At 61.3% G+C, this 22,612-nt stretch carries 22 protein-coding genes and 1 tRNA gene; 10 read left to right on the top strand and 13 right to left on the bottom strand.

All coding sequences use genetic code 11. The features are described from left to right. Window positions 1–7 precede the first annotated feature (7 nt). From cmk to ASU23_RS24115, 3 genes are all read left to right on the top strand, one after another. A complete protein-coding gene (gene cmk, locus ASU23_RS24125; RefSeq protein WP_172827088.1) occupies window positions 8–688 on the top strand; it encodes a (d)CMP kinase in 681 nt (226 codons plus the stop codon). After that, entirely contained in the window at window positions 685–2,112 is a 1,428-nt protein-coding gene (der, locus tag ASU23_RS24120; RefSeq protein WP_003946199.1) for a ribosome biogenesis GTPase Der, read from the top strand. Before cmk ends, der begins: the two co-directional genes overlap by 4 nt. Window positions 2,113–2,214: 102 nt before the next feature. Continuing rightward, window positions 2,215–2,288: transfer RNA gene (locus tag ASU23_RS24115), tRNA-Pro, on the top strand. A gap of 61 nt (window positions 2,289–2,349) precedes the next feature. Here ASU23_RS24115 and ASU23_RS24110 read toward each other — a convergent pair. Together ASU23_RS24110 and ASU23_RS24105 are read right to left on the bottom strand one after the other, a co-directional pair. After that, window positions 2,350–2,715 (bottom strand): hypothetical protein, encoded by a 366-nt coding sequence (locus ASU23_RS24110; RefSeq protein WP_058038830.1) that lies wholly within the window; start codon window positions 2,713–2,715, stop codon window positions 2,350–2,352. A 15-nt stretch (window positions 2,716–2,730) separates the two neighbouring features. Then, window positions 2,731–3,156 carry a hypothetical protein gene (locus ASU23_RS24105; protein WP_054828053.1) on the bottom strand — a complete coding sequence of 142 codons (426 nt, stop codon included), beginning with the start codon at window positions 3,154–3,156 and terminating at the stop codon, window positions 2,731–2,733. Between the two features lie 467 nt (window positions 3,157–3,623). Here ASU23_RS24105 and ASU23_RS24100 point away from each other — a divergent pair, with 467 nt between their 5' ends. Continuing rightward, window positions 3,624–4,079: a hypothetical protein gene (locus tag ASU23_RS24100; protein WP_058038829.1), complete on the top strand. Its 456-nt coding sequence runs from the start codon at window positions 3,624–3,626 to the stop codon at window positions 4,077–4,079. Here the strand turns inward: ASU23_RS24100 and ASU23_RS24095 are convergent, their stop codons facing one another. The 8 genes from ASU23_RS24095 to ASU23_RS24060 form a co-directional block, all read right to left on the bottom strand. Next, window positions 4,080–4,421: a hypothetical protein gene (locus tag ASU23_RS24095; protein WP_030537504.1), complete on the bottom strand. Its 342-nt coding sequence runs from the start codon at window positions 4,419–4,421 to the stop codon at window positions 4,080–4,082. Window positions 4,422–4,456: 35 nt separating this feature from the next. Further along, window positions 4,457–5,137, bottom strand: a complete 681-nt coding sequence (locus ASU23_RS24090) for a hypothetical protein (RefSeq protein WP_058038828.1) — start codon at window positions 5,135–5,137, stop codon at window positions 4,457–4,459. Window positions 5,138–5,312: 175 nt separating this feature from the next. After that, window positions 5,313–6,197 (bottom strand): hypothetical protein, encoded by an 885-nt coding sequence (locus ASU23_RS24085; RefSeq protein ID WP_030537506.1) that lies wholly within the window; start codon window positions 6,195–6,197, stop codon window positions 5,313–5,315. A 65-nt stretch (window positions 6,198–6,262) separates the two neighbouring features. After that, window positions 6,263–7,123, bottom strand: a complete 861-nt coding sequence (locus ASU23_RS24080; protein WP_020969703.1) for an ABC transporter permease — start codon at window positions 7,121–7,123, stop codon at window positions 6,263–6,265. Further along, on the bottom strand, window positions 7,120–8,082 hold the full coding sequence (locus ASU23_RS24075; protein WP_158171306.1) for an ABC transporter permease: 963 nt from the start codon (window positions 8,080–8,082) through the stop codon (window positions 7,120–7,122). Before ASU23_RS24075 ends, ASU23_RS24080 begins: the two co-directional genes overlap by 4 nt. An 80-nt stretch (window positions 8,083–8,162) precedes the next feature. Then, window positions 8,163–9,695, bottom strand: coding sequence for an ABC transporter substrate-binding protein (locus ASU23_RS24070; RefSeq protein WP_058038827.1), 1,533 nt, complete (start codon window positions 9,693–9,695; stop codon window positions 8,163–8,165). A gap of 130 nt (window positions 9,696–9,825) precedes the next feature. Continuing rightward, entirely contained in the window at window positions 9,826–10,800 is a 975-nt protein-coding gene (locus tag ASU23_RS24065) for an ABC transporter ATP-binding protein (protein ID WP_058038826.1), read from the bottom strand. Then, window positions 10,800–11,711 (bottom strand): ABC transporter ATP-binding protein, encoded by a 912-nt coding sequence (locus ASU23_RS24060; protein ID WP_253741446.1) that lies wholly within the window; start codon window positions 11,709–11,711, stop codon window positions 10,800–10,802. Before ASU23_RS24060 ends, ASU23_RS24065 begins: the two co-directional genes overlap by 1 nt. Before the next feature lie 275 nt (window positions 11,712–11,986). Here ASU23_RS24060 and ASU23_RS24055 point away from each other — a divergent pair, with 275 nt between their 5' ends. Next, window positions 11,987–12,544: a QsdR family transcriptional regulator gene (locus ASU23_RS24055; protein WP_021333511.1), complete on the top strand. Its 558-nt coding sequence runs from the start codon at window positions 11,987–11,989 to the stop codon at window positions 12,542–12,544. 85 nt (window positions 12,545–12,629) lie between these two features. Here ASU23_RS24055 and ASU23_RS24050 read toward each other — a convergent pair whose 3' ends face one another. Beyond that, window positions 12,630–13,451, bottom strand: a complete 822-nt coding sequence (locus ASU23_RS24050) for a class II glutamine amidotransferase (RefSeq protein ID WP_058038824.1) — start codon at window positions 13,449–13,451, stop codon at window positions 12,630–12,632. 21 nt (window positions 13,452–13,472) lie between these two features. Further along, the gene (locus ASU23_RS24045) at window positions 13,473–13,916 is read right to left on the bottom strand and encodes a hypothetical protein (RefSeq protein ID WP_030537512.1); all 444 of its coding nucleotides are present in this window, start codon (window positions 13,914–13,916) and stop codon (window positions 13,473–13,475) included. 344 nt (window positions 13,917–14,260) lie between these two features. Here ASU23_RS24045 and ASU23_RS24040 point away from each other — a divergent pair, with 344 nt between their 5' ends. The 5 genes from ASU23_RS24040 (at window position 14,261) to ASU23_RS24020 (ending at window position 20,381) form a co-directional block, all read left to right on the top strand. Further along, window positions 14,261–14,989 carry a hypothetical protein gene (locus ASU23_RS24040; RefSeq protein ID WP_021333507.1) on the top strand — a complete coding sequence of 243 codons (729 nt, stop codon included), beginning with the start codon at window positions 14,261–14,263 and terminating at the stop codon, window positions 14,987–14,989. Next, entirely contained in the window at window positions 14,986–15,600 is a 615-nt protein-coding gene (locus ASU23_RS24035) for a class F sortase (RefSeq protein WP_228401006.1), read from the top strand. The genes ASU23_RS24040 and ASU23_RS24035 overlap by 4 nt, the downstream gene beginning before the upstream one ends. A gap of 93 nt (window positions 15,601–15,693) precedes the next feature. Next, a complete protein-coding gene (gene thiD / locus ASU23_RS24030; RefSeq protein WP_003946192.1) occupies window positions 15,694–16,494 on the top strand; it encodes a bifunctional hydroxymethylpyrimidine kinase/phosphomethylpyrimidine kinase in 801 nt (266 codons plus the stop codon). Window positions 16,495–16,542: 48 nt separating this feature from the next. Further along, the gene (gene pepN, locus ASU23_RS24025; protein WP_058038823.1) at window positions 16,543–19,026 is read left to right on the top strand and encodes an aminopeptidase N; all 2,484 of its coding nucleotides are present in this window, start codon (window positions 16,543–16,545) and stop codon (window positions 19,024–19,026) included. 65 nt (window positions 19,027–19,091) lie between these two features. Then, window positions 19,092–20,381 (top strand): esterase family protein, encoded by a 1,290-nt coding sequence (locus tag ASU23_RS24020; protein ID WP_021333504.1) that lies wholly within the window; start codon window positions 19,092–19,094, stop codon window positions 20,379–20,381. Here the strand turns inward: ASU23_RS24020 and ASU23_RS24015 are convergent. Continuing rightward, window positions 20,343–22,610 carry a DUF2254 family protein gene (locus ASU23_RS24015; RefSeq protein ID WP_058038822.1) on the bottom strand — a complete coding sequence of 756 codons (2,268 nt, stop codon included), beginning with the start codon at window positions 22,608–22,610 and terminating at the stop codon, window positions 20,343–20,345. The two genes, ASU23_RS24020 and ASU23_RS24015, sit on opposite strands and share 39 nt — an antisense overlap. Window positions 22,611–22,612: the final 2 nt, after the last annotated feature.

Below are 22,612 nucleotides of genomic sequence, written 5' to 3'. Positions count from 1 at the left end.
TTCGTCCATGCCGCTGGTAGTCGCTATGGACGGACCGTCCGGAACCGGCAAGTCCAGCGTCTCTCGCGCGTTGGCGCAGCGTTTGGGCGCTCGCTACCTCGACACCGGAGCCATCTACCGGATCGCGACCCTGCACGTGCTGCGTCAGGGAATCGATCTGGCGGATTCCGCCGCGATCACGGCCGCCGTTGCGGCGTTGCCATGGTCCATCGGTACCGATCCGAGCAGCGAGCAGGTGCATCTCGACGGCGCGGACGTCAGCGAGGAGATCCGCGGCGACGCGGTAACCAAGGCTGTCTCCGCGGTGTCGGCTGTACCCGAAGTTCGCGACCTGCTGGTCGCCACTCAGCGTGAGTTGGCGGCCGGTGCGGAGCGGATCGTCGTGGAAGGTCGCGACATCGGAACCGTCGTACTCCCCGATGCAGACGTCAAGATCTTCTTGACCGCATCGGCGGAAACCCGTGCGGCACGGCGCAATACGCAGAATATCGGCCAAGGCCGTGAAGACAATTATGAAGCGGTGCTGGCTGATGTGCAGCGCCGTGACCATCTCGATTCGACTCGGGCAGTGTCGCCGTTGCGCCCTGCCGAGGATTCCATTCTGGTGGATACGAGCGAATTGGGAATTGAAGATGTGATCGCCAAGTTGCTGTTGGTGGTCAGCGACAGAACTGGAGCAGTGCAGTGAGCGACGATCTGGTAACCGAATATGCCGGTGACGGAACTTGGTCCGAGGAATCGGAGTGGGATTACGCCGATCTCGAAGCGGACGGCGAAGGCGAAGCGCACATTGCCGTCCCGACCTTGGCTGTTGTCGGTCGACCGAACGTCGGCAAGTCGACACTCGTCAACCGCATCATCGGCCGTCGTGAAGCGGTAGTCGAGGACATCCCCGGCGTTACCCGTGACCGTGTCTCGTACGAGGCGAACTGGGCCGGACGACGCTTCCTCGTCCAGGACACCGGCGGATGGGAGCCCGACGCAAAGGGTCTTCAGCAGGCCGTTGCCCGGCAGGCCGAGTTGGCCATGGGAACGGCTGACGCCATTCTCCTGGTCGTCGACGCCGTTGTCGGCGCTACCGCGACGGACGAAGCTGTGGCTCGCGTGCTTCGCCGCTCGAAGACTCCGGTCATCCTCGTTGCCAACAAGGTGGACGACGGACGCACCGAGTCCGAGGTTGCAGCACTGTGGTCCTTGGGCCTCGGTCAGCCGTACTCCGTGAGTGCGACCCACGGCCGCGGCACCGGCGACCTGCTCGACGAGGTTCTCGAGAAGCTGCCGGAAACCCCGCGTGAAGGTATCCCCGGCGGCGGTCCGCGTCGTGTTGCTCTCGTCGGAAAGCCGAATGTCGGAAAGTCCAGCTTGCTCAACAAGCTGTCCGGTGACGAGCGGTCCGTCGTGCACAATGTTGCCGGCACCACCGTCGACCCCGTCGACTCCATCGTCGAACTCGGCGGGCGCCCTTGGCGTTTCGTCGACACGGCTGGTCTGCGCAAGCGTGTCAGCCATGCCAGCGGTGCCGAGTTCTATGCGTCGCTGCGTACGAAGAGCGCGATCGAGGCCGCTGAGGTCGCGATCCTGCTCATCGACGCACACGAGCCGATCACCGAGCAGGACCTGCGTGTTCTGAGCATGGTGGCCGACACGGGTCGTGCATTGGTGATCGCATTCAACAAGTGGGACCTCGTGGACGAGGACCGTCGACTCATGCTGGACAAGGAAGTGGACCGCGATCTGGTCCGCGTTCCGTGGGCTCAGCGAGTCAACATCTCCGCCCACACCGGTCGCGCCGTGGCGAAGCTCGTGCCGGCTCTCGACACGGCTCTCGAGTCCTGGGACAAGCGCATCCCCACGGGTCGCCTGAACACCTGGCTCAAGGAAGTTGTGGCAGCAACGCCGCCTCCGATGCGTGGTGGTCGCCTTCCTCGCATCATGTTCGCGACGCAGGCAAGCACACGCCCGCCGACATTCGTTCTCTTCACCACGGGCTTCCTCGAGGCCGGCTACCGCCGCTTCATCGAGCGGCGTCTGCGTGAAGAGTTCAACTTCGACGGCAGCCCGATCCGCGTATCCGTCCGAGTGCGCGAGAAGCGTGATCGTAAGGGCCGCTGATTCTGCGTCCAATTCGGTACTGAAACGGCTCTGACCAGCCGATTGGTACTTCGGCCCGTCCCTGATGTAATCTTTCCAAGCGCCCGAAACAAGGGCGTGGGACGGGCTGTGGCGCAGCTTGGTAGCGCACTTGACTGGGGGTCAAGTGGTCGCAGGTTCAAATCCTGTCAGCCCGACCGAAGTTAGATCAAAAAGGCAGTTTCTCAGAAATGAGAAACTGCCTTTTTGTTTGTGCCTTCAAAGTTTCGGCAACGGATCATGCGGGAAGTCCTGCGGTGACGTGATCTCCGCGTCGGCAGCGTTCACGACTGCAACATATTCTTCGTCGATCTCGTACGTTATGCCCGCCGCAGTGAAGTGCGGCGTGGACGCAGTATCGACCGGGCCGAGGACGGTCATTCTCGGAAACTGGGTGAGGATCGACCTCGGTACTTTTCTGGACCGAAAGCTCGTCGAGAAGACGGTGATCGCCTTTCGGCTCACCACGACAAACACACTCGGTTTCGCGCTCATCAGAACGTCTGCTGGAAACGCGTAGTGGATCTCGTCGTCTGGATGCAAGTGGGAGCGAAGGCGCGCACGGACACTCGCGGAAACCGGCATGCGCGGAAGGCTAGCTCAGGTTCGCTGACTGAGGCGAATATTGTGAACGGCAACGGTTACTCCGAAGAGCGCGATCAGAATGGCGGTAAAGATTGCTGCCAACCACCACGGCGCCGAACCTGCTGTATTCAGCCAGATGGTCAGTGCACCGAAAATTGTAGTCGGAATGCCGACAGCACGAGACAGGTCGACGTTCCTCGGATTGACCGGCGGTGTTCTCCACCAGTGAAGGCGATGTCCTCGATTCTCACGCAGCATTCGCAGGATGGACCAGACAGTAAGCGGCAGACCAATCGCGAGGATGACCATCCCGCCAATGATCGCCAAAGTGCACCCGTCTCGGAAGTACGTCACGGCAGCGCCCACAACACCTGCAAAACCGATGGCCGTGAATACTTTCCACGCCGGGGTTATGGACTGGCCATGCGGTTGTGTTGCCATGCAAGCACCCTTCCACAAAACATAATCGAAAACTTCAACCCTGTTGCGGCCGTCGATTGTGCATCATGGTGACAATCAAACTCGGTAGGCCGTTAACTACTCCGAGTACAGCGACTGCGATACCCGCACTCAAGAGAGGTGCTGTCTCCCAATAGTTGTCGACGATGGCAGATGCTCCGATCAAGCTCGATACCCAGCCCGTGAGTTGAGCACGTCGGACATGTTGTGCCGCTCGCGAGGAGGTCGGTCCTACCGAGAGAGGTAATCTCCGCCCGTAGTCGCCGTGAGTTGCGAGGCGAGCGCCATAGATATGGGCACCAGTGGCAAGCGCCAGTGCTCCCCATGCGATCAACATAGTTTGATCCATTCTTTGATTAGCGTTGACGGTATCGACCTTCCACGCAGTTCGAGTCGTAATTGCTTTCTTCTCCGGAGCGCAATTTCGCCTACTGGCATGATCTCTTCGTATGATTGGGATTCGGATCGCGTGGGTTGTATTGGCGGTCGCCACCGGGATTCTGGGATCCGCGACGGCACAGTGGCCGCTGTACGAGATCACCGATTGCGAAATAGGCCTCGGCCCGCTCAGTTCTGCCGATTGTTACCGCTCGATTCACGACTATTTCGGGCGGGAGCTCTTCTTGGTGCTGGCGTTTCCGGTGGCTCTGTGCGTTATTCCAGCCGTGATCCCACGACCATTAGTTTCCTGGATCGTCTCGGCGACAATGCTTTGCGCTGCAGTACTGGGTTTCTTTACCGCTTTCAGCTCTGATATGCCTTCTCTGCTGTCGATGGTGGGGAGCCTCCCTGCTGCAGTGCTGGCATTGGTACTTGCTGCGGTGCATCAGGGGATCGCATTGCGCAACAAGGGCGCCATTGCGCGTGCGCGCAGTGGGGTTCGCGATACGCAGCCGAGTGAGTGATCAGTCGGGGCTGAAGAACAGTTCCATCGAGATCCAGAACCACGCCACCATTGCCGCGACCGGCAGGAACGCGAGCACCAATGGCAATGCAAATTGCCGGCCGGTACGACTGGGAATAGTCATAAGTCCGAGCAAGACGAACACGGCGGCAGGCGCCGCCCAACTTATCCAGTAGGTGAGCGGTGGCGGGTTGGGCCCGAACGACGTGAACGAACGGTTCGGATACAGCTGCGGCTGCGGGACATCTGCGAAATGTTGCCACAGGAGTACCAACGGCAGATAGCCGAACAGCCAGAGCAGAAGGCCGACGACGAGTCCCGCGAAGATTCGCTCGCCCCTCATCTCGATGCGCCCGTCGGAATCAATCGTTCCACCGCCTATGCCACTTCTGGAAAGTCACGAGCCTGCATCCGTAGAGCCCACGCCCGGGCCGCAACGAACGTCACGGCCAATACGAGCACCACCAGCAGTACGACCGCGATCCAGGTGGGAGTGGTGGTGGAAAAGCCCAGCCTCCACGCAGTACCGACACCTACAGTCGTCGCCGCCAACGCCCCGACCGGAAGCATCGCCGCCACCGCTCGCGTCGTGCGAACAGTAAGTCGATCCCCGGCAGCGCGGAGGACTCCGAACACGGCGGCGACCGAAATGCCATACGCCAGGAGACCGCTGACGGCATAGACCAGGAGCGGGGACCATCCGATATCAATCGACCCGGTGAATGCCATGCCGATCAAGACCAACAGGGGCGTCAACCCAAGCGTGACGCCTGCGAGGCCTGCTACCACAGTTGGAACCATTCGATTGTCCTGGCCTCCGGAGATTCGCACGCCCGCGAGGCGGAGCACGAACCCGGTCAGCGCGCCCAGAAGGGCGCCGATCACCGCAGCCTCGATGGGCCAGGTCCATTGCGATTCACCCGCGAAGCCCGAGATTGTGGTGCCACCCGAAAAGAGGGTGATCGTGGCGGACGCCTGTGCCGATCCCTGTGTCAGCGCCGCCGTGACGATGGCAACGGTCGCACCGAACAAAGCAAACCCGAGTGCCTGTTTCCACATCTAGCCATCTTGACCCATCCCGCGGGAGAATTCGGCACAACGGCAGTCTCATCCGGATGCCTTCTCACTGTGCAGATTGGGGCGCAGCCGACTTCGGCGATAATTGTGTGAAGGGGCTGGTGGTGACACCCTCGTCGTATCACCACCAGCCACGTTCGACACTCACGACCTGCTGTCACGCACGCAATCGGCGACGTGCTGCCAGTGCTGCCGGAAATCCGAGATCTGCATCGATCACTTCACCGGAGAGACGTTCCGAGATTTCGATCAGTCGACTGCATCCGGTCTCTCCGATCGCCTCGTACGGGTACGACCCCAGCACATCGGTCTGATGCTCAACCCGCTTTCGGCGATCGCGACCCACCTCGTTCAGGTGAAGCTCGGGGCCGTCTTCGAGCCATCCACGCGCCCGCACACTTTCGACGCCTTCCGCCCACTGATCGTTGTCCCATGCCCGGCTCATTTGCAGAGCAGCAGCAGGAACATCACCGGTTGCGGCGTGGACTACCAACGCTTCGACACCGTTGAGTCCCTCGGCGTGAAGAAGTGCGACATGAGAATCTCCGCGAAACTCCCGGAGCAAGGATTGGGCATGCCACAACACGAGATGAGGCTCCTCAGGCCACGGCAATGATGCGTGCCCACCGAACAGGGGTCGCCCTTGTGGTCTGTTGCAGGCGCGTTCCGCGGCTCGACGTGCGAGTTCGGCAGCTTCGCGAACTTCGGTGCCGTCGACATGTTCTCCCCAGGCCTTGCGCAGCGAACGGTCGACAGCGTCGAGTCGAGCGGTGAGGATCTGTTCGGGGGTGGCGATTGTCCAGGCTTCCGGCAGCACCGCGTGTACCAGTTCGGGGTTGAAGTTGAAGAACGTAGCGATGGTGACTTCAGCCGCTACTGCGCCCATGGGCGCAGACCGCGAAGCGAAGTAGCCCATTCGAGGGTGTGTAAAGCCCAGTGCGGCATATGCTTCCGCGCCGAAAGGGGTGAAGTAGATCATGCCGTGTATTGGTTCGGCTCCACGGAAGACGCGGCGCGCGGTTTCTGGTGCGATCGAGGTCATCGATAGTCCTTCATGCTGGTGGTGTGGTCTTCGAACAGTCGAGTCGGATGGTTGTTCTACGCCGGCTATCTCCCTCTGACATACATGCGGTCCCGGACGGCATCACCCACTCGGTAGACGGCCAGGACGACCAATGAAATCAGAATGCCGGAGGGGAGAATCTGTTGTGGTGCACTCAAGATGTGCAGGTACGCATCGGATAAGTCACCGCCCCAACTCGGAGTGGGGGGCTGTATTCCCAACCCCAGGAATGAGAGTGCCGCCTGCGCGAGAAAGGTCAGGCCGGTGAGCACGGTCACCTGAACGACAACCGGCCCGATTGCGTGCGGAAGAAGATGACGCAGCAGCACTACGTGCGGCGGGCATCCTGAGAGTCGCGCGCTCAGAACGAAGTCTCGGTTCCTCGTTTCGCTGACCCCGGCAGCCAGAATTCTTGCAATTGTGGGTGCATAGACGACTCCGAGCGCTGACATCGACGTGATCAGGCTCGGCCCCAGAACACCGGTAATAGCCACTGCGAGAACCAAACCTGGGAATGCCAGCAATGCGTCCGCCACCCGGAGGAGTGACGCGCCGATCCAGCGTGGCCAATATCCGGCGATCAACCCCCACGGAATTCCCAACAGCAGACTGACGGCGACAGCGATCGCGACGCCGAAGAAGGCGGAGCGTCCTCCCCAGATCAATCGACTGAGCACGTCACGACCGAAGCCGTCAGTGCCAAGCAGGTGCTGTGCACTCGGACCGGCGAACGTGTTGGTCAGGTTCTGATCGGTCGGACTGTGCGGAGCCACGAACGAGGCCAAGACGGACGCCGCTATCAGCGTGCCGAGAAAGCAGTAGCTGAGCCATAATCCGGGGTGCAGTCGAGGGAGAGCCCACTTGGAGCGGGTCTCGCCTGCGGTGGTCAACGCGAGTTGGCTCACGAGATCGTTCCCTTCCTCAATTGTGGGCTGATCATGTTGTTGACGACGTCGACCAGGATGTTCACGAGAAGCACGATCACGACGAACAGCAACACAATGCCTTGAAGCATCGGATAATCTCGCGTGTCGATCGCAATGACGAGAGCGCTCCCGAGGCCCGGCAGCACGAAGATCTGCTCGAGAATGACCGTCGCACCCAGCATCGCCACGGCGAGCAATCCATAGACAGTGACAATCGTGGGAACGATGTTTCGTAGCGCGTAGCGCCACACGATCTTCCGCTCGTCGATACCCATCGCACGCGCAGTTCGTACGTAGTCACTTGACAGTGTCTCGATCATCGCAGCCCTGGTCTGCCGAACCGCAATCGATGCTGCGCCGGCAGCGAGCGCCGTTGCTGGTAGGACCAAATGGCTCAGGTTGTCGATCACACTGTTCTCGAGAGGAACCCAGCCGAGCACCGGTAGAACTCCCAAACCGAGGGCGAAGACATCGACCAGCACGATAGCGAGGAAGAAGTCCGGTACCGCGAGTCCGATCCCCGAAACCGTGCGGGTCAGACCATCGCTGCGTCGTCCCTGCCGCGTCGCGGTCCACACACCGAGCGGTATGGCGACGACGGCGGACAGTAACAGTGCGAGTACAACGAGCTCGGCGCTCGCCGGCAGGCGCGCAAGGATCTGTGGGCCGACGGGGGCGCTGTTCTGTAGCGACGTTCCCAGATCTCCGTGCAGAGCCGACACCACCCAGTTCCAGTACTGGACCAGCAGAGGTTGATTCAATCCGAGGCGCTCGTTGAGTGCGGCGATCGATTCATCGCTGCCGTTCGGACCGAGAAGGGCCTCGGCTGGTCCACCGGGGATTATCCGGATAAGGGCAAAGGTTATGAAACTAGCGATGATCGCGGTAGGAATTATCTGTGCGAACCGGACGCCGATCATCCGTATGTAAGGATTCACCGGCGATCGGTGAGGGTTTCGGGTCGGAACGCTCTCAGGCTCGGGGGCCAACGAATTCTCTTGCGATACAACGGTCGTCGTCATGACTTCGAGAGGTACGTCAGATTGGGGGAGCCGTTCAGTGCAGGAACGGCCCCGTGGACGTTCTTGGTGTAGGCGACCACGTCGGGAGTGAAGTACAACGGTACGTACTCAGCGGACTTGATCACGACTTGATTGATCTGTTTGACGATGTCGAGCTGAGCGGTTTCGTCATACGTGTTGTTCAACAGTGCGATCAACTTCTCCAAATCCTCGTTGGGGACGGAATTCTGCCGGAAGTACGACCGCGAACCCAGCGAGGCTTCGAAATTGAGCGGTGCGGATGCTCGCGTGGGCCATCCCACGCTGAAGACGTCCGCGCTGTTGTGTGCGACGAACTCCGTAATCGCCTGAGGTCCAGTCATTTCGACGAAGTCGACCTTGATGCCGACCTTCTCCCATTGTTCTCCGACAAGGACCGCGTTGGTCGAGTACGGCGGTAGATTGCCTGCTAATCCGCGCACGGTGACCCCGTTCGGATACCCAGCCTCCGCTAGCAGCGATTTGGCCTTCTCCGGGTCGTACGGCCATGCATCTTCGGTTTCCTCGTCGTAGAACTGCGAACCGGGAGGATATTGACCGAACGCCGCAGTTCCTTCCGTGCTGTCCAGTGCGGCTCGCGCAATTGCCTTGCGGTCGAGCGCGTATTGCATCGCCAGACGAACGCGGACATCGTTGACCACGGGGTTCTTGTTGTTGATCACGACGAGCGCAACTCCGAGTCTCGGATCGTGACTGACGTTCAGGTTGGGGTTGCGTTCGAGGATCGGAGCACTCGACGGTGTGAGCCCGTATGCAAAATCCGCAGCGTTCGATGTCAGGGCATTTGTCAGCGCTGTGGGATTGGAGATCACCTGGATCTGGATCTTGGCGAGCTGAGGGCTGGGTGGACCCGCCGGTTTGTAGTCGTCGAATCGACTGAATGTGTATGAACTGTTCGGGACTGCGCTGGTGAATGTGTACGGCCCTGCGCCTACAGGCTTGTTGGCGAAGTCTGCCCCTGCTGCTGCCAGCGCAGTGGGGGAGACCACCATTCCCAATCTGCCGTTGAGCCACCCTGGTAAGCCGGAGGTAGGTGAACTCAACGAGATCGTGATGTGATCTGGGGACGTTGCTTCGATGCTCTTGATCGTCGGGACGGAAACGATTCCGAGACTCAAGCAGTGTTCCATGCTTGCCTTGACTGCTGCTGCATCGAGAGTTGTACCGTCGTGAAAGGTCAAGCCGTTCTGCAACGTCATCTCGAACGTCAGGTTGTCCGGTCCGGAGAAGCCCCACTCGCTGGCGATTCCGGGCCGCAACTTCTGGGTGGCAGGTTCCGCATCGATCAGTGGTGCATACATCAACTGTAAGTAGTCGATGTCGTATCCGATGTTTCCCGCACACGGGTCGAGCGAGGCGGGCACGTGCGATGTCGCGACCTTGAGTTCGGCGTTCGGATCGGCAGGTCCGGTATCGCCGGCGGTACCGGTGGCGCTGCTCGAACAGCCGCTGAGCACGAGAGCAGAAAGTGCAAACGCAGCTACCAGCACACGTGGGCCACTTTTCCCATGATTCTGGAAGCGTGTGATCGGATATCGGGATCGCAAAGACAGACGCGGATTCATATGGTGGACTTTCGCTTTGGTCTTCTCGGAAGGGGGAGACTGACGCGGCACGCATTTACTGCGGCGGGTTGGAGATTCCGATCGATGTGGCCGGGGACGATAGATGGCAGGCGGAGCTGTGTGCGGAATTCGAGGCCGCGCGAAGTGACGGCGCTTCCGACGCACAGCGATCCATCGCAAACGGGCAGCGGGTGCGGAATCGACAGCCCGAGGGTGGATTCCGTGGGTCGGGTAACTCGCCCCGCACCAATGCTTTCCGACGACTGCGCCGCTCGAGTTCGATGTGCGGGGCCGCGGCGAGAAGCGCCTGCGTGTAGGGGTGCGATGGAGTCCTCAGGACCGTGGCAGCCGGTCCGATCTCGACGATTCGGCCGAGGTACATCACCGCGACGCGATCGGCGATCCGTGCCACCGAACCCAAATCGTGCGAAATGAAGATGTACGTGAGGTCATGTTCTTCTCGGAGATCGGCAAGAAGTTGCAACACCTCTTCCTGAAGCGAAACATCCAGGGAGGCAACAGGTTCGTCGCAGAGAATCAGTGGCGCCTTGGAGGCAAGTGCACGAGCGATGGTCACGCGTTGGCGTTGGCCACCGGAGAGCTGGGTCGGGAGGCGGTCGGCAAGCTCAGCGCCGAGACCGACCCGACGCAACAGCTCGACGGCTTTCGGCCGCAAGGACTGTGGGATGCGCAGACGCCCTGGCGCCATCGGCTCGGCTACGCAAGCCCATGAGGCCATCCGATTGTTCAAGGCCGACGTAGGGTTTTGAAAAATGAGATGGGAAGATCCACCCTTGCCGAACGCCGGGTCGTCGAGATTCATAGTGATGGAGCCTGCGGCCGTAGCCACCAGACCCGCGAGAGCGTGAGCCGTCGAGGATTTTCCCGATCCTGATTCACCGATTATCGCAAGGGTTTCGCCCCTCTGTACGGAGAAGCTGACGTCGTCGACCGCGCGAAGAGCTTTGCGTCCGCGTCCGTACTCGACTGCCAGATTCCGAACGTCGACGATGACGTCGGTGTTGCTCATCAGCTCACCAGTCCGAGCAACTCGAGTTCGTCGCTGCGGTGACATCTTGTTGCCGATTCCGGTGATCCGATCAGAAGTGGATGATCGGATATGCAGAGCTCCTCGGAGTAGTTGCACCGGGCGACGTATCGGCAACCCACGCCGTCAGCAGGGGCTTTGCTGGTGAAATCGCCTCGCGCCTTGGGTGATTGGGAGGAGACTTCTTCGAATGTCGAGCGTGCCGCCTCGAGAAGGCTGAACGTGTAGGGATGCGCGGGCCGCCGAAGCAGCACGTCTCGTGGCGCGACGTCGACGATCTCGCCGCGAAACATGGTGATGACTCGATCCGCGACCTCGGCGACAACCGCGAGGTCGTGACTGATCAACAACACGGCAAGATCGCGCTGTTCGGCCAGTTCTCGAAGGAGATCGACAATCTGAGCTTGGATGGTGACGTCGAGCGCTGTTGTCGGTTCGTCCGCGATCAGCAACTTCGGACCGCATGCCAGGGCCATCGCGATCATCACCCGCTGACACATCCCGCCGGAAAGCTCGTACCCGTACGACTTCAAGGTTCTGCTCGGGTCGGCCAGTCCGACCTGGTGGAGAAGATCTGTAGCCACGTCCTCCGCATCGACTTTCGTGATGTCGCGGTGGGCCTTCAACACATCGACGATCTGGCGACCGATGCTGACGGAGGGGTTGAGAGCCGAACTCGGGTCCTGGAAGACCATACTGACGTCGCGACCGCGTATTTTCCTCAACTTGGCGGCGGGCAGACCCACAAGTTCCTGTCCTTCCAAACGGATGCTTCCGCTGGTTGTTGCCGTACGGGGCAAGAGACCGAGCAGAGCGAGTCCGGTCAGTGTCTTTCCGCTCCCGCTCTCTCCTACGAGGCCGGTGATTTCGCCCGACCCCAACTCGAAGCTCACTCGGTCGAGGAGTCTGTTCGAAATCGATTCTGTCCCAATGTCAACCGTGAGGTCTCGTACTTGCAGAAGTGGGCTCATCGTCGGGTCGTCCACGTGTGATCGTTCATCGCATTCCTCCGTAAACAACTGAATTGTTGTGACTGGAATCACGTACCGGGGAACAATAAACACTCACCTGCAACAAAGTCAATGAATGTTGCAACGATTGCCGTCGATGGCGCCGTCTGATCGCCTCCGGCTACCGACCAGCACGTCGTCAGCGATACATTCACTCCATGGCCGAGACACGTGACATCCGCGCGGAAGCGTTGAGTGCCGCCCGACGACAGTTCGCAGCCGGAAAACCGCTCGATGTGAACGCTTTGGCCACCGAGTTGGGGGTGGATCGGACCACCTTGTTCCGGCGTGCAGGGAATCGCGACACAATTACCGGTGACGTGCTCGATTCGCTGGCGCGCCGAACGTGGCGAATGGGCCTCGAGGAGTGCGGTGGAAGCGGAGCGTCAAGGGTTGTCGACGTCCTCACTTACCATGCACGGGCGACAATCGAGACCGAATTCTTCCGGACGTATTTGACTCGGGAACCGCAAAAGGCGTTGTGCATACTCACAACTGGACTGGGGCCGATTCAGGGCACGATGGTCGAATCCGTGCGAAGGCTGATCGAAGCTGAAATACCGGAGCAGATTCGGCCAGACCTGCCCGTCGAGGACATGGCATATCTGCTGGTTCGCGTGGGTGAGTCGTTCATCTACAACGATTTGCTCACTGGTGGCACTCCGGATACGGAGAAGGCTCGCTTGGCGTTCCGGCTCATCCTCTCGCGTGACTAGTGTGCCGAGTTTCCGTTTTCTCAGTTTTCGTGAAAGCGCTTCGAATGCAAGCTATTTCATAGCTACGCCTGGTTGTATGACCCAATCAGGCTGGTGGGATCGGCACAAAGCTCCGCATCTCGTCCCGTCCGGGCCGGATGACGCCTGCGGCGGATTCGGGAACCTCGTTCCAGGCGCCGGGAAGGTCACGTAGAGGCTCGGAGACGACGATTCGGGTCTCCTCACTCAGATGGTGCAGGGCATCCACCTCAGGATGGAGCTTGCGCAACGTGGAAATCTCGGTGGAGAAGAACAACGACCTCGACTGGTGGTCGCTGGAATAGCGAAAGATCCAGGTGGAGATGCCATCCGACGTGGCGACGGTCATCTGAACCGGATTGTCGATTCCCTGCGAGCGGGCCGTGTGCTCGACGAATCCGACGGCCCTCGCGACACCTTCGAACGGATCGTCGGTCAGGCCGAACGTCAGCGCGAGGAAGAACAAGGTTTCCGAGTCCGTCGATCCTTCGAGATCCGGAAAGAGCGACGGATCAATGGCAGTCACCAATTCCCGTTTCATGTCGTGGAATCCGTGTAGTGAACCGTTGTGCATCCACAACCATTGCCGGTGCCGGAACGGGTGACAGTTGCTGCGCTGCACTGCAGTTCCCGTCGAGGCGCGGATGTGAGCGAACAGCAGAGGGGTGCGCAATTGGGAGGTGACTTCGCGCAGGTTCGAGTCGTTCCACGCGGGTTCGATGCTCTTGAAAACTGCCGGTTGGGGGCCTTCCCCGTACCAGCCGATTCCGAAGCCGTCGCCATTTGTCGTCGTGGCCCCGAGTTGAGAATGCAGGCTCTGGTCGATCAGCGAGTGCTGTGGCCTGAACAGCAAGTCATGGGCCAGTATCGGCTCTCCGGAATACGCCATCCACCTACACATACTTTCAACTCAAGCAGATCGAGTCGGCGTTGACGGTGCATGCGCAGCGGCGTGCGTCGTCTGGGTGGGCTTCCATGTCGACACAGCCCAGATCACGACGATGTTCAGCGCGATGATGAGAGTCGACCACCAGGGGTAGTACGGCAGCCACAAGAAGTTCGCGATGATCGAGATCGCGCAGATCACCACTGCCGACACCCGCGCCCAGGCCGCTCCGGTGAACAGTGCAAGCCCGACGAGAGCGACGAGCGCGCCCAGCACGAGATGGATCCAACCCCACGTCGTCAGGTCGAACTGATAGACGTAGTCGATCCCGACTACGAACACTTCGTTTTCGGCGACGGCAGCGAGTCCTTGGAAGAACTGCACGATGCCGACCGTCACCAAGATGACGGCTGCCCCGATCGATGTTCCTACCGCGAAACCCTGCTTGACTGATGTTGTATCCGACATGACGGTTTCCCTTGATTCGGTGGGGGGCGACCGGACACGTGCCCGGCACGCTCGTTGTAGTGATCGTTGTTCCACCGGCTGACCGCTATGAAACGGAAATACCTGTCCAATGCGGTGAGAAATCAGTGCGATCTGCTCCGATGTGCGGGCGAAATGTAACTTCTGACCCCTGTTGATCCGATGTACCCCTTGCCGGAACGGGTGTGCGGAGAAATTGCTCGTAACCGAAGTTCACAGAAAACAAGAGGAATTCGGCACGGAATTCGACCTATTTGTCCAGCTGTACTGGTATTTTGACTGAATTGACCGGAAGCTACGGTCCGCGGAAAAAAGGTAGCGAGAGAATGACGATCTTCGGCAGGCGTACCGCGGGCATCACCGCGACGGCCTTCGTCTTGGCGACCGTTGTGTCGACAGCACTCCCCGCAGTGGGATCGGCTGCCCCCGTTTCGCTCACCCGCGCGTGCAACTCGGAAATCAACGAAAATTCCATGTCACTCGATCCGGCCGTGATCGACGGTTGGTACGACATCTCGACTGGATCGCCTGGAACGAAAATCAACTCGATCGAGGCGTGGCGGACAGTGCCGGGAGACATCCTCGAGTTTCGCGCATCGGTGACGATCAGAGCCCACGGAAGTCCCGTCCGAGGGACCCTTCGGATCGACGGCGCCGGCTTGACCGGAGATCAGGATTTGATCTCCAAAATGACGTTGACCCAAGATCTCGGCCGGTCAGGGTCAACGGTCACCGACGCTGACGACGGTTCGGTCATCCCCGTACGTGCCAAGCTCGCATTCGACGTCACAACTCCTGGACAAGTCGCGCAGAACCAGACGGTCAACCTCTCGGCAGTCAAGATTGTCTTGGCAGGCGACACCACCGATCCGGGAGGTGAGTGCCCCGGCCCCGGCCCCGGCGGCGGGGGGAATGGAAGCGGTGGCGGAAACGGCAGCGGTGGTGACGGTTCCGGTGGGAACGGTGGGGATTCCGGTGACGCACTTCCCGGTCGTGACGTAGGAAACCGAGTACCAATTGCCCAGATTCCGTCCGGCCCGACTTCTCGTCCGTGACAGCGGCACCTGGATCCACGGCCAGCCGAACGTGGGCCGCTGCAGTAGTGGCGACAATGCTCTTGATCGGCGGATGTTCCGACGACGGTGACTCGCCGACCCGCGTCCTCGCGACCGGCCAACAAGATTTGCCGCCGGCAGTTCGCGCCGCAGTCGACGGTCCGGATGTCCCGACCACGCTGCGCACAGGCAACAGCACCGCTGACATCCTGCCGATCAAGACGACGACGGACGGCTCGCTCATTCCGCCCGAGGATGTCAGTGAGATCGGATGGTGGGCAGATTCGGCATTTCCCGGCTCCGGCGCGGGCACTGTGGTGATCACCGGACACGTCAACGACATCTATCAGGGTGACGGTTTCGGAAAGAAGTTCTCGACACTGGAAATCGGCTCGGTCGTGACCGTGGCGGGCGCCGGGGGACAGACCTGGAACTACCGTATCGATGCGGTCGATCACTACGGCAAGGACGGCGAGCTGCCGGTCGAGCGATTGAACAGCCTCGACGGACCCGAAACCCTCGCGCTGATCACCTGCGGCGGCGAGTTCGTCGGTCCGCCGTTCGGATACGAGGACAACGACGTCGCGTGGGGAACTCCGGTGCCCGCATAGCCGAAAACCAGACGTCGGAACGGTTGATAAACTGGGTCCCGCGTTCGTGGCCATCCACGCACGTTTCGAAAGTCCGAAGAAGGAGATTGTGCTGTGGTTGACCTCGCCTATGTCATCGCTGGGTCCGAAGCGACTGGCGGTGCCGGCCTGCAGGTCGACCTGAAGACGTTCCAGGCATTGGACGTCTACGGCGTAGCGACCACCACATGTATCGTCTCGTTCGATCCCAAGAACAATTGGGGTCATCGCTTCGTGCCGATCGCTCCTGACGTGATCGCCGATCAGATCGAGGCTGCCACGGCAGCTCACGATCTGGACGTCGTCAAGATCGGAATGTTGGGAACTCCCGCCACGATCGAGGTTGTGGCAGAGGGCCTGCGTCGGCAGTCCTGGCGCCACGTCGTCCTCGACCCGGTCCTGATCTGCAAGGGCCAGGAGCCCGGCGCGGCTCTCGATACCGATACAGCACTTCGTGATTCGATCCTCCCGCTCGCCACCGTCGTCACACCCAACCTGTTCGAGGCACGCACCCTCGCCGGAATGGACAGCATCGAAAGCGTCGACGACCTCATCGAGGCCGCACGTCGTATCCATGACCTCGGACCCAAGTACGTGCTCGCAAAGGGCGGTGTCGAACTCGCCGGTGGCGACGCCGTCGACGTGTTGTTCGACGGGACCGACGTGACGGTTCTCTCCGCCCCCAAGGTCGGCGAAGAGCGCGTCTCGGGTGCCGGTTGCACGCTGGCCGCCGCAGTGACCGCGGAGCTGGCAAAAGGCGCCGACGTGGGAGAAGCCGTCGCTCTGGCAAAGAAGTTCGTCACGGCGGGCATCGAAGGCCGCGTCTCGGCACACACGCCGTTCGACACCGTCTGGCAGGGCGCGTTCAAGGGATAGGCGCACGGCGGCTCACATCGCCGCGCGCGGCCTGGCAGGATCGAGTGCGTGAGTACTGCGAACCTGAATCGAAGCGAAGTCGCCGAACGATCTCGAGCCATCTCCGTCGCCGGTTACCGGGTAGAGTTGGATCTGCGATCGGCGGTCGACTCCGCCGTGAAGACCTTTTCGACGGTCACGACAATTGATCTGACGTCCTCGGTGGAGTCCACGTGGCTCGATTTCATCGGTGCTGCAGTCGATTCCGTGGACGTCGACGGTGCGTCGATTCCGGTGGAGTACGACGGATCCCGGATCGTGCTGCGCGGACTCGGCGGATCGAACGTCGTTCGGGTGGCAGCTCACGGCAACTACAGCCGTTCCGGTGAAGGGCTGCACCGATTTGTCGACGACGCTGACGATCAGACGTATCTGTACACGCAATACGAGCCCGCCGATGCCAGGCGTGTTTTCGCCTGCTTCGAGCAGCCGGACCTCAAGGCGCCCTTCACATTCGAGGTGACAGCACCTGACGGCTGGGAAGTCCTGTCGAATCAGCCCGCGACCCAGACTCTCTCCGTGGACGGTGCACAACGCGTCACTTTCGCCCCGACGCTGCCGATCTCGACCTACATCACCGCGATCGCGGCCGGGCCGTATCACCGCGTGGCGTCGTCGTGGAGTCGCGGCGAACTCACTGTCGAGTTGGGTGCGCTGTGCCGGGCGTCGTTGGCTCCACACCTCGATGCAGACAACGTTTTCGACATCACCCGTCAGGGGTTGGACTTCTACGCCGAGTACTTCGACTATCCGTATCCGTTCGGCAAGTACGACCAGATCTTTGTCCCCGAGTACAACCTCGGCGCCATGGAGAACCCGGGACTGGTGACCTTCACCGAGGCATACGTGTTCCGCGGCACCGCAACCGACGAGCAGCATCAGCGCCGCGCCAACACGATCCTGCACGAAATGGCGCACATGTGGTTCGGCGATCTCGTGACCATGGTCTGGTGGGACGACTTGTGGCTCAAGGAATCCTTCGCCGACTTCATGGGATCGCTGGTCAGCGCCGAAGCTACTCGCTTCACCGATGCCTGGGTAGCATTTGCCATCAAGCGAAAAGCGTGGGCGTACCTCCAAGATCAGCTGCCGACCACGCATCCTATCGTCGCCGACATCGTCGATCTCGAAGCTGCGAAGCTGAACTTCGACGGAATCACCTACGCCAAGGGCGCCAGTGTCCTCAAGCAACTCGTGGCGTTCGTCGGCCGTGACGCGTTCTTCGAAGCGGCACGACGGTACTTCAAGGCCCACGCCTTCGGGAACACCACGCTGGTTGATCTGCTCGACGTGCTCGCGGAGACTTCCGGACGTGATGTGCGCGAATGGGCCCGAATCTGGTTGCAGACCACCGGAGTGTCCACGCTGTCGCTCGACGGAACAGACCTGGTCCAGACGGACCCGAGGCCGCATCGGCTCGCAGTCGGAATCTACGACTACAACGAGTCCGGAGACCTTGTTCGCACCGAACGCGTCGAACTCGACATCACCGAATCACGCACGTCGGTCGACCTTCCGCCCGGAGCACTCACACTGCTCAACGACGAAGACCTCACCTACGCCAAGGTGCGATTGGACGCGGAATCTCTGTCCACTGTCGAGGCATCCCTGGACCGCGTGAGCGATCCGCTTGCGCGCGGGGTGATCTGGTCGTCGCTGTGGAACTCGGTGCGTGATGCGCAGCTCTCGGTGTTCCGGTACCTCGACATGGTGGAACGATTCGCTCCCGCGGAGACAGATCTTGCGATTCTCAGCTCGATCCTGACCGATGCCCAATACGCGGTTCTTCACTACGTTCCGAAAAGCTTGCGGCCCAATGTAAGTGCAGGCTGGTTGGAAACGACCTGGAAGGCGGTGTTCGAAGCCGAACCGGAGTCCGGAAGACAGCTGGCGTGGGCACGGGCTCTGTCGGCCGCTGCAGCGGTCAACGATGCTCGCGCCGACGAGGTGCGGTCGATACTCGACGGCACCTGCCCGGGGCCGGTCGGACTGGCTCTCGATCCTGATCTGCGGTGGGCATTGTGGATCGCCCTGTCGGCGACCGGCCATGCGAGTGTGAGCGACTTCGACGGTGAGCTGAGCAAGGACAGCACGTCAGCGGGTCGAACGGCGTACGTCCGCGCTGTGGCGTCGATTCCCGATGCCGAGACCAAGGCGGCTGCCTGGGCGTCGGCGACCACTGACGGCTCACTCTCAAACGACCGCCTGGATGCGACGATCGCCGGATTCCGTTCGGGCACGGACCCGTCGTTGATCGAGGGATATGCGGCAGAGTACTTCTCGTCCCTGGGGAAGTGGTGGTCCGAACGCAGCATCGAGATCGCCCGACGGTTGGTGAACGGACTCTTCCCAGCAGCTGAAGACACCTCTGCTGCCGATTCCTGGATCCAGGCCAATGCGGAGGCGCCCGCGTCGCTGCGGAGGCTTGTTCTCGAGCGTCGGGATCACCTGGCCCGAGACCTACGTGCCCAGGCATCGAACGCAGTGATCTGACGCCATCAGCTCCGAAATGTCCTGTTCTTGGATATTGTCTAAACAGGGCTGCGACGGGAGACGACGTGCACACGATCACGGATCTGTCGCTGGTCACGGGCCCGGTTCCGCCCGTGGTGACGGTGCTCGGAATTCTGGCACTTCTCTGGCTGATCTTCTCGAGATCGAGGCGTCACGTGCTGATCTCGATTCCGGTCTGCATCGTCGCGGCAATCGCGATCACTCTCGTGCTGTACTGGCTGATCGAGAAGGTGTGGCACCCGTTCCCCGATCCGATTGCCCGTCCCGTCTACGTGTGGATCGGGTTGGGCATTCTCGGCGTGCTGCTGGGTGTTTCGCGGGTATTTGCGGCGACGCGGATCGACGGTCGCGTGCTCACCGTGGTCTCCGTGCTCCTGGTGGTCGTGTCGAGCGCGGCTCACGTGAATCTGCAGTTCCAGTCGTATCCGACGTTGGGAACAGCGCTGGGACTCTCGGACGCGGAGAAGGTTTCACTCGCCGACCTGGACGACGGCAAGGACGGGGCGGTACCGGTTTCGCAATGGAAGGCTCCCGCGGACATGCCGTCGGCCGGCAAGGTCAGCACGGTCACGATTGCGGGGACGGTCTCCGGATTCAGCGCCCGCGACGCCGAGATCTACTTACCGCCCGCGTATTTCACCAACCCACGACCGGAGTTGCCGGTGTTGGTCCTGCTTGCCGGCCAACCAGGCGCGCCCGAGGACTGGCTACAGGGCGGACGTCTCGTCCAGACCATGGACACCTACGCCGCTGCGCATTCGGGCTTGGCTCCCGTTGTCGTCGTTGCTGACGGGACCGGGTCGGAACTGGCGAATCCGCTCTGCGTCGATTCTCAACTCGGGAACGTCGCAACGTACCTTTCGCGCGATGTTCCCGACTGGGTGCGCGGGAACCTCCAGGTGGATCCCGACCCGAGGAAGTGGGCGATCGGGGGACTTTCCTACGGCGGTACCTGCGCGTTCCAGATGGCAACGAACTTCCCCGCGGTATATCCGACGTTCCTGGATCTGTCCGGTCAGATCGAACCCACACTCGGCGATCGCAAGCAGACGGTCGATGCAGCGTTCGGCGGCAATGAAGCCGCGTTCGTGGCAGTGAATCCGCAGGATCTGCTCCGGGAGAAGAAGTTCCCCGACAGCGCCGGGGTGTTCGTGGTCGGCAAACAGGACAACGACTACCGCCCAGGTCTTCAAACGCTCTACGAAGCCGCAAAGGCCGCAGGGATGGACGTCCAATACGCCGAGGTCGACGGAGGACACAGCTTCCAGGTGTGGTCGGCTGGGTTGGCGAGTCAATTAGGTTGGCTGGGAACGCGACTCGGTCTGCCCGGATGAACGATCGTCTGGAAGTTCCGAAGACCCGATGATCAGCGGGTGAATTCTTCCGGTCGCCCCGGCTTCGGAGCCCAATCCCTGCGGATCTGCCACACTCGCGAGCCGAAGGTCGAGTGCGCCGGTCCATTCTCGGGTCAATTGCGCATCGAGTGCGTCGACGCGCTCGAGTAGCGGAGGGTGCTGGTCCGGCGGGCAGGCTTCGAGCAAGGTCGCGAATACCGCGCGTAGACGACGCTGGACCTGCGCGGAATTGGTACTGAAGTGCCGGATCTCGTCGGTGGCGACGGACACGTAATCGGTCCAGGTGCGTTGCTGCCCTCGGATCAGCGTGAGATCCGAGGTTGACGTGTCGAAGCGGACCCGCGGGGCGAGAAGTACCAGAAGATCTTCGATGTGGTCGAGAGCCTGCACGGCTCGGCCCGGGTCGTTGATGGCGGGTGACAGCGCCTTGAGCGCGATGTCCACGATCGACTGAAGCGCTGCACCGGGGCTGACGACCGGGCTGTGCGTGTCACCGAAGATCAAGCACGACATCAAGGTGTCCGGGCGTACCTTCAGCGACGGTCCGCGTACCTCGAAGAGGGGCGCGTTCTGGGCGACGAACTCGCCGATGCTGGGGACGACCTCGACCGAGACGTCCCAGCGGCCGGCCAACCGCTGCAGGCGTGCGAGATCGATCGCCAGCAGAATCCGGCCGTCGGGTGAGAGATGGCGCAGGCGAATCACCAGTGCGTCGGCGCTCTCGGAGGTTTCGGACTCGTGCGGTTGGTGGAGGGGAAGTGGCTGACTGGGTTTCGGTGCGCCCGAGGGTAAGTCCTCGTACAGCGGATAGGCACGAATCGTCGCGCTCCGGCCCTGGGCCGCTATCCAACGCAGCAACCGACTGGAATTGAGAATCGACCCGACCTTCGCCACCAACGCGATGAACAGGATCGCACTGGCCAATGCCAGAAGCAGTGCGATCGCCGTGGAGATGGTCGGTGAGGAATTCTCTGAATCGAGCGCCAGATCGAGCGCAATGATCAAGGAGAAGACGAACGTGGCCAGAAACATGCCGATCGACCACCGCATCACCCGCTGCTGCGCAAGCATCGGGACCACCCGCACCGAAATCTGCGAGGCGCCGAACTGCATTGCGAGGGTGATGGCGGTGAACACCAGACCGGTGAGAGTGATCATCCCGCCGGCGATGACGCTGAGCAGCGTCGCGGTGGCCCCGGCGTCGACGCCCTCGGAAATGGTACCGACGTCGCCGTCGCTGACCAGGTCTCCGTCGATCCCGACGAGGATGTTCGCGGTGACGACGGACAGGACGACGAGGATCACGGGGAGACGCCAGACGGGGACTGTTCGTAGTCGTCGGCGAGTTCGACGCCAGCGAATTCTGTCCGAGAGCCGCCGCGACAATCCGACCTTCGACGTGGGGGTTGCGGTGTCGACGACGGGGAGCGGTGGTGGGGGCGGGGGAGTGGAACCGAAACTTCCCGACACCGTTTCCTGAACGTAGATCTTCGCGTGGATCATCGGCTCGCGATAACGCTGTTCACGGGCCACTGCCCGGCTCATCTTCGCCGGCTTGTCGCGGTAACGCGAGCGCGCCCACGGCGCACCCGGGCGACTCAACCGAATTGCTCCGATCAACAGAAGTGGGGTGAAGAACAGCCCGATCAGGCCGGTCCAGAGTTTGCCCTTCATCAACGTGATCACGGCGAGTCCGAGTTGGATCACGATCGCGACGACAACGCCGATCAACGTCGCCAGGCTGCGGTCCTGCTCGTACGGGTCGAACTCTCCCGCGAACCCGATCGGGTGGACCCCGAGAAGGAAAAGGAACGAGATCGCGATGGCAACGAACACTGCGTCGATGGACGAGCGACCTTCCTCGGCCCAGTAGACATCGCGCAGATGCAACACGAGCGCGTACTCGTCGAGGACCAACGCGCTGCCGATGCCGAACACCGACGCGAGAACACAATTGGCGATCGGGGTGTGATAGTCGGCCAGAGCGATGAAGGCGAAGCCGGACACGAGCATCATCATCAAACCGAAAACCATGTGGTGGATGTGCATTCCACCGGGCGTGACATTGCCTGGCCACCACGAGACCTCGGCCCGGATCATCCGGACGCTGAAGCGGATGAACAGGAACGTCAGGACAAAGGCGAGTAGGAGGAAGAACAGCGGGAGCCTGCCGGTGTCGACGACCGTGTGCTCGAACCAGGACCGCACGG

It is taken from the genome of Rhodococcus sp. KB6 (genome assembly GCF_001445685.1).
Lineage (GTDB): Bacteria > Actinomycetota > Actinomycetes > Mycobacteriales > Mycobacteriaceae > Rhodococcus_F > Rhodococcus_F qingshengii.
This window is presented reverse-complemented; position numbering and strand designations above follow the sequence as displayed.

Coding starts and splice junctions, on each gene's coding strand:
- ASU23_RS24050 (WP_058038824.1), bottom strand. CDS start 13,451: ATGGCGTATTCCGGAGAGCCGATACTGGCCCATGACTTGCTGTTCAGG.
- ASU23_RS24040 (WP_021333507.1), top strand. CDS start 14,261: ATGACGATCTTCGGCAGGCGTACCGCGGGCATCACCGCGACGGCCTTC.
- ASU23_RS24045 (WP_030537512.1), bottom strand. CDS start 13,916: ATGTCGGATACAACATCAGTCAAGCAGGGTTTCGCGGTAGGAACATCG.
- ASU23_RS24090 (WP_058038828.1), bottom strand. CDS start 5,137: ATGTGGAAACAGGCACTCGGGTTTGCTTTGTTCGGTGCGACCGTTGCC.
- ASU23_RS24085 (WP_030537506.1), bottom strand. CDS start 6,197: ATGACCTCGATCGCACCAGAAACCGCGCGCCGCGTCTTCCGTGGAGCC.
- ASU23_RS24055 (WP_021333511.1), top strand. CDS start 11,987: ATGGCCGAGACACGTGACATCCGCGCGGAAGCGTTGAGTGCCGCCCGA.
- ASU23_RS24100 (WP_058038829.1), top strand. CDS start 3,624: ATGATTGGGATTCGGATCGCGTGGGTTGTATTGGCGGTCGCCACCGGG.
- ASU23_RS24105 (WP_054828053.1), bottom strand. CDS start 3,156: ATGGCAACACAACCGCATGGCCAGTCCATAACCCCGGCGTGGAAAGTA.
- cmk (WP_172827088.1), top strand. CDS start 8: ATGCCGCTGGTAGTCGCTATGGACGGACCGTCCGGAACCGGCAAGTCC.
- ASU23_RS24065 (WP_058038826.1), bottom strand. CDS start 10,800: ATGAGCAACACCGACGTCATCGTCGACGTTCGGAATCTGGCAGTCGAG.
- ASU23_RS24110 (WP_058038830.1), bottom strand. CDS start 2,715: ATGCCGGTTTCCGCGAGTGTCCGTGCGCGCCTTCGCTCCCACTTGCAT.
- ASU23_RS24095 (WP_030537504.1), bottom strand. CDS start 4,421: ATGAGGGGCGAGCGAATCTTCGCGGGACTCGTCGTCGGCCTTCTGCTC.